This window comes from Planktothrix sp. (genome assembly GCF_046067725.1).
Lineage (GTDB): Bacteria > Cyanobacteriota > Cyanobacteriia > Cyanobacteriales > Microcoleaceae > Planktothrix.
Genome location: NZ_JBJUDF010000265.1, coordinates 23019 through 29997, shown reverse-complemented (window position 1 = coordinate 29997; position 6979 = coordinate 23019). Strand labels below are relative to the sequence as shown.

At 40.7% G+C, this 6979-nt stretch carries 5 protein-coding genes and 1 pseudogene; 4 read left to right on the top strand and 2 right to left on the bottom strand.

Translation table 11 applies throughout. From position 1 onward, the window contains the following. From ACKPEB_RS16395 to ACKPEB_RS16385, 3 genes and pseudogenes are all read left to right on the top strand, one after another. Nucleotides 1–122: pseudogene (locus ACKPEB_RS16395) on the top strand (lysozyme); the annotation flags it as partial. Nucleotides 123–212: 90 nt separating this feature from the next. Then, a complete protein-coding gene (locus ACKPEB_RS16390) occupies nucleotides 213–1088 on the top strand; it encodes an ABC transporter permease (RefSeq protein ID WP_408966031.1) in 876 nt (291 codons plus the stop codon). 218 nt (nucleotides 1089–1306) lie between these two features. Then, nucleotides 1307–1636, top strand: a complete 330-nt coding sequence (locus ACKPEB_RS16385; protein ID WP_408966028.1) for a hypothetical protein — start codon at nucleotides 1307–1309, stop codon at nucleotides 1634–1636. Between the two features lie 580 nt (nucleotides 1637–2216). Here the strand turns inward: ACKPEB_RS16385 and ACKPEB_RS16380 are convergent. After that, nucleotides 2217–3785: an NAD(P)H-quinone oxidoreductase subunit N gene (locus ACKPEB_RS16380; RefSeq protein WP_408966027.1), complete on the bottom strand. Its 1569-nt coding sequence runs from the start codon at nucleotides 3783–3785 to the stop codon at nucleotides 2217–2219. A 145-nt stretch (nucleotides 3786–3930) separates the two neighbouring features. Then, nucleotides 3931–4326 (bottom strand): heterocyst frequency control protein PatD, encoded by a 396-nt coding sequence (gene patD, locus ACKPEB_RS16375; protein WP_408966026.1) that lies wholly within the window; start codon nucleotides 4324–4326, stop codon nucleotides 3931–3933. Between the two features lie 360 nt (nucleotides 4327–4686). Between patD and ACKPEB_RS16370 the strand changes: the two genes are divergently transcribed. Next, the gene (locus ACKPEB_RS16370; protein WP_408966030.1) at nucleotides 4687–6957 is read left to right on the top strand and encodes a RelA/SpoT family protein; all 2271 of its coding nucleotides are present in this window, start codon (nucleotides 4687–4689) and stop codon (nucleotides 6955–6957) included. Nucleotides 6958–6979: the final 22 nt, after the last annotated feature.

The following is a 6979-nucleotide window of genomic DNA, read 5'->3' as shown; positions in this document are numbered from 1 at the left end:
AATCTCGACCGAGTTTAGATGATGTTTATTTAGCCGCAACGGGTCGAACCTTATTAGATGCTGAAATTGACGCCGCCAGCCATCGAGATTTAAAAGCTGAGAAAAAGAAAAGTATGCGTTAAGGACAAGTTATCAGAAAGTTTTGTAAGATCTGAATATCTTGATTCACTCTCGCTGATTTGGAAACATTCAACCGTTAACCGTCAATGATTATGAGTAGTTCAACTTCATCTGTTAAATTATCAACATCTGATCTAACAACCGATCAAAAACCTAATTTACTGGGAGAATTCACCCAAGAAACCATTGCCTTAACTCGTCGGTTGTTTATTCAACTTCAACGCCGTCCTTCTACTTTAATTGCTGGAATTATTCAACCCTTAATGTGGTTGATTTTATTTGGAGCGTTATTTCAAAATGCCCCGAAAGGGTTATTTGGAGAAACATTAAATTATGCTCAATTTTTAGGGGCAGGAGTCATCGTTTTTACCGCCTTTGCAGGAGCTTTAAATGCAGGTTTACCTGTGATGTTTGACCGAGAATTTGGGTTTTTAAATCGGTTATTAGTGGCTCCGTTAGTGTCTCGTTTTTCCATTGTTTTAGCTTCTGCGATTTATATTGTCACCTTGAGTTTAATTCAAACCTCTGTAATTGTCGCCGCAGGAGCCGTTTTAGGGGCAGGTTTACCCGGAATTGGGGGATTGAGTATTATTACTTTGATTGTGTTTTTATTAGTTTTAGGAGTAACTGGATTAAGTTTAGGATTAGCCTTTGCTTTACCCGGTCATATTGAATTAATTGCGGTGATTTTTGTTACGAATTTACCGCTTTTATTTGCCAGTACCGCCCTTGCACCGTTATCGTTTATGCCGACTTGGTTGCAAGTGGTGGCTTCCCTAAATCCCTTAAGTTATGCCATTGAACCCATTCGTTATTTATATCTCCATCAAGATTGGGCGTTCAATAGTGTGGTGATGCAAGCTCCTTTTGCTACAATTACCTTTGGGGGTGCTTTATTGGTGTTACTGGGATTTGCCACCATTGCTTTACTATCAATTCAACCTTTATTAAAACGTCGGTTTGCTTAAAAATCCGGTGATCCGGTTGATAAAATTTTTCTAAAGATTAATCCCCCAACATCAGTTAATTTTCAGGGCTGTTCGGGGGATTATCTATGTTAAATTTTCCCAAAAATAGTTATAATGCGACCATCTAAGTTTTTTTATATTTATTTTTGAGGTCGTGAGGTTCTCATCATGCTTGGAATGGATTAAAATTTGGTCTGTCACTGTTCTCAACTACGGTTGTGGCTGTTGGAATGGGAATTGTGGGGTTAACCTCTGCTAGTTTGGCTCAGTCTACTCCTGTTAACCCATTACAAGACTTTCAACGTTCTGATAATCCTGATCCTCTGAGTGGTTCTAATAGTGGAAAAACCATGTTAGATATTATTCATCAATCTCGCTTAGGAGGATTTAATATTGATTATGAAGCCGTAGGCAATCAACAACGCCAAAATATTCAAGACGCAGCGGCTCAATTTCGGGAAAAACAACGCCTTCTCCTTGAAACGCCCCAACCGATTACCCCGACATCGACTGAACCCACAACAAATCCTATTAATATTCAACCTTAGTTTAGGAATGTTGTCTAGGCTCCTTACAGGAGCCTGATGAGGTAATTGGGGGGATTAAAACTTAGTTTAAAGTTGCCAAAGCCATAGATTCTGAGGGAATAACCCAGAATTTAGAAATAATTACTGTTAAATAAGTAGGGTAAAAGAGTTAACTTAACGAAATATTAATTATTAAAAAATTGAGAGTTATATAGCAAGTCTAAATAGCTTGTAATCATCTCTATGACTAAAACCCTTACCGTAGGGGCAATTCATGAATTGCCCCTACCACAAATCAAATAGGATTGCTATAGTAATGATGTCTTAGGGTGGCTCTGCTACCGGAATTGCATTTCTAGGTCGAACCTGAAAACGAGTCAAAACGAGTCAATGAGTCAAATTCTTACAAAATTTCTGTTAAATCTAATATAAATCCGGATCATACATCTTCCTAATTTTAAATCTCGCTTAGCGATCGCAATTTCCATAAATTGTTCAGGAGTGATGAGCATCCCATCATTTGATCCTTAAACTTAAATTCCTATGATAAACCCCCCTAAAATTCAAAAAGGGGGGTTGCCAAGAAATTCAGAAGTTAAAATTACTTCCGTTGATTAATCACCGGAGAGGTTGTCAGATTAGCAACGGTTTTGGTTGGCACCAAGACATTTTTAAACATGGGGGTGTGGGTAATAGAATCCGATGATAACGTAAATAACGGATTCGATAAAATCCCCGCTAAAGATGTTGCCACTAAGGTTAACACTAAACCCACTTGTAAAGGACGCATTCCGGGTAAATTCCATTGAACTGCCGGATAATTTTTCACCACGTCGGACATTTCTTGGGGTTCTTTCACCACCATCATTTTCACAACGCGAATGTAATAATAAATCGAGATAACACTGGTGACTAACCCGACTAAAACAAGGCTATATAACCCCGCTTGCCAACCGGCCCAGAACAGATAAATTTTGCCAAAAAATCCAGCTAAGGGAGGAATACCGCCCAAGGATAACAGACAAATACTTAAACCCAGGGTTAATAGGGGATCTTTTTGATATAACCCACTATATTCACTAATTTGATCTGTTCCCGTTCTCAGGGAGAAGAGAATCACACAAATAAAGCCCCCTAAGTTCATAAACAGATAAATCAACAGGTAAAATACCATGCTGGAGTATCCCGCTTCGGTTCCGGCAATTAACCCAATCATCACAAACCCGGCTTGGGCAATGGATGAATAAGCTAACATCCGTTTCATACTGGTTTGAGCCAGTGCCACCACGTTTCCTAAGATCATACTCAGCAGGGCTAAAGCGGTGAACACAAACCGCCATTCATCCGCGACGGAGGGAAAAGCGTTAATCAGTAAGCGAATGGCCAGGGCAAACCCGGCGGCTTTGGAACCAACGGATAAAAACGCTACAACGGGGGTCGGTGAACCTTCGTAAACGTCCGGTGTCCATTGGTGGAAGGGAACGGCGGAAATTTTAAAGGAAATTCCAGCAATGACGAACACTAAAGCGATGACAACGCCTAAAGATTCACCGTTTGATTGAGCTAAAACGTTGGCAATTTCGGTTAAATTGGTTTTGCCTCCCGACAGTCCATATAATAGGGATAAACCGTAGAGAAATACGGCGGAACTGGCAGCCCCAATTAACAGATATTTCAACGCCGCTTCGTTAGAACGAGGGTCACGTTTGGTATATCCCGTTAATAAATAAGAGGAGATACTTAAGGTTTCCAACGCCACAAAAATGGTGACTAATTCATTCGCCCCGGATAGGAACATTGCTCCTAAAGTTGCGGTTAATAAAATAGCGATAAATTCCGCTAGGGCGGTTCCCGTTTGTTCAATGTAGCGGATGGACATTAAAATGGTGACGGCTGAAGACAGGGCAATAATTCCCCGGAATACTATACTCAAAGCATCACCATTAAAACTGCCTAAAAAGGCGATGGTGTTGGTTGTATCCCATTGAGTGTATAACACCCCAACAGAAATTAATAAACCTGCGATCGCCGCGTAGGGTGTCCATTGGGAAGATTGACTCCGCCCGACAATTAAATCCCCGACTAGCACCACCAAGAGGGTTATGATCACAATTCCCTCTGGCCCAATAATTCCAGCGTTCAACTGCGCTGCAAGAGTCGAAAAATCCATAGCCTAACCTAAATGGATAGTATCGTTTACAACGAATTGGAGGTTGAGAAGTCTTCTCAACTCCCAATTCCCAATCCTTTGACCGTTTCTTAACATAACTTCAAGGATACCAGACAGGGGTGTTGACCGTTGGCTGTTGATTGAGTTAGGGAAGCTGAGGATCGTCCTTCTCCCCTGTTTCCGGTACTCCCAACATCGCTTCACCATAACTCAGCAGCAGGTCAAGACGATTTTGAATTTGGGTGAGGCGGGTGTTGAAGGTAGTCGATTGATGGGACGCTTGCAGAAATTTTAGATCCATTTCTAAGAGTCGGATCTGCTTATGGGTTTCGGTTAAATAGGATTGAATTTTAGACTCAACAGGAGGAGCAAAATCACTTGCGTTGATCCGCATAATTTGGGTTTGAAAGGTAATTTTTAGTTGTTCAAAGGTTTGTTTTAACTTGGGTTGATTGAGAGGGGCTGAACTCAAGGTGCTGTGAAGTTGTTTTAAGCAATTTTGGAACTCCGTGATCACTAGGTGCGTAGATGTTGATAACATATTGTTAAGAAATTTGTCTATATTATTAAATAATAGACAAGGATTCAGGCTTCATTCTGTCGAGATTTAGCAAAATCCGACCGCACTATCCCCAAGACGAAATGCTGATTTTGAAGGCGATTCGCGGTTGCTGATGTTGTTCAAACCTGCTCCCAAGTGCAGGTTAAGCTGATCTTAAAAGAATGGTATGGTTCTATCAAGCGCTCTTCATTCTCAGGAGTGAAGGTGGCGGATAGTCGCACATTAACGCCGTGAAACTGACCCGTTTCATCGGCTCGGTCTTTATTTGTATAAATTAATACATAAATCTCTCTCAGCCTGATTTTTGACCTGTATTATTAGCCATTAGGTGTAACGATGATGAATACTCAAACCATTGCCAAAAGTGACTTTGATTATGATTGCAGCATTCCTGACTGGCTGCAACAGTGTATGGAGAGTTCGAGTTCTTTGGTAAAATCCGATACCTCTGTTGTCTCTAAGAATGATTTAATTGTGCGGTCGTTTCAATTTGCCTACCAATTGCACCAAGGACAGTATCGCAAATCCGGGGAACCCTATATTAATCATCCCATTGCTGTAGCGGGTTTATTGCGTTATTTAGGCGGTGATTCGGCGATGGTAGCGGCGGGTTTTCTCCATGACATTATTGAAGATACCGATATCACTCCCGAAGAACTAGAACAGCATTTTGGAGGAGAAGTTCGCCATTTAGTTGAAGGGGTGACCAAGCTCTCTAAATTTAACTTTTCTAACACTACAGAACGACAAGCTGAAAACTTCCGACGAATGTTTTTAGCCATGGCGAAAGATATCCGTGTCATTGTGGTCAAACTCGCTGACCGACTGCATAATATGCGAACTCTGGATTTTCTTCCTGAACGTAAACAACGCAGTATTGCCTTAGAAACCCGTGAAATTTTTGCCCCCTTAGCGAATCGTTTAGGGATTGGTCGGTTTAAATGGGAATTAGAGGATTTATCCTTTAAATATTTAGAGCCAGAAGCTTACCAAAATATTAAAGAATTAGTGTCAGATCGACGGGTGATTCGGGAAGAAAAATTAGCCGAACTTGCCCAAGTTTTACGAGAAAAACTAGAAAAAGGTGGCATCAAATGTTATGAAGTAAGCGGACGTCCGAAACATCTCTATGGCATTTATAAAAAAATGCAGCAGAGGCAAAAACAATTTCATGAAATTTATGATATTGCCGCGTTACGAGTCATTGTTGAAACCAATGAAGAATGTTATCGTACCTTAGCGATTGTTCATGATGCCTTTCGCCCCATCCCTGGACGCTTTAAAGATTATATTGGATTGCCGAAACCGAATCGGTATCAGTCCCTACATACGGGTGTAATTGGGAATACGGGAAGACCTGTTGAAATCCAAATTCGGACGGTGGAAATGCACCATATCGCTGAATACGGGATTGCCGCCCATTGGAAGTATAAGGAAAAAGGAAATTCTAATACCGGTCAAGTCACCGGAATGGATGAAAAATTCACCTGGTTACGGCAATTATTAGAATGGCAAAGTGATTTAAAAGATGCCAAAGAATATCTCGAAAGTGTTAAAAGTAATTTAGAGTTTGATGATGTTTATGTGTTTACCCCAGAAGGGGATGTGATGGCTTTAACTCATGGGGCGACTCCCGTTGATTTTGCTTATCGAATTCATAGCGAGGTCGGAAATCATTGTAAAGGAGCGAAAGTCAATGATCGAATTGTTCCCTTAGATACCCCTTTAAAAAATGGGGATATTGTGGAAATATTAACCCAGAAAAATATTCGCCCGAGTTTAGATTGGTTGAATTTCGTTAAAACCAGTGCGGCTAAAAACCGAATTCGTCAATGGTATAAGCGCTCGCACCGAGACGAAAATATTGCACGGGGACGGGAATTATTAGAGAAAGAAATGGGCAAAAATGGGTTTGAATCGTTCCTGAAATCTGAACCCATGATTTCTGTCTCTAAACGATGTAATTATCATAGCGTCGATGATTTATTAGCTGCTTTGGGTTATGGGGAAATTACCTTAAATTTAGTGGTGAATCGTTTACGAGATGTGGTAAAATCCCAAAGTCAAGTTCAACCGATTTCCCAAGAACTGACCACTACTTCTTTACAAGTTCCTCATCTTTCTTCGAGTTGTCCTCTTCCCTCTTCTTCTTTGAGCAATTCTCCGATTATGGGAGTTGAAGGGTTACTTTATCATATTGCGGGGTGTTGTAATCCGATTCCAGGGGAACCGATTATTGGGGTTGTAACCCGAACGAAAGGCATTTCAATTCACCAGCAAGGATGTTCTAATACGTTAACGGTGGAAGGAGAACGCTTAGTTCCGGTGAGTTGGAATCCTAACTATCAAAGTGGTGGTCGTCCTCAAACTTATGCTGTTAATATTTCCATTGAAGTATTAGATCGAGTAGGTGTTTTGAACGATATTTTATCCCGTTTGAAAGATAATAATATTAACGTTTGTAGCGCCCAAGTGAAGACTTTTCCTGATGCTCCTGCGTTAATAGAATTGGGAATTGAAATTTGCGATCGCGAACAATTTGAACGAACTTGCACCCAGGTAAAAAATATTAGCGATGTGTTAAGTTTGCGTCGAATTAATAGTAAATAAGACCGCAGTTTTATTAAAACCC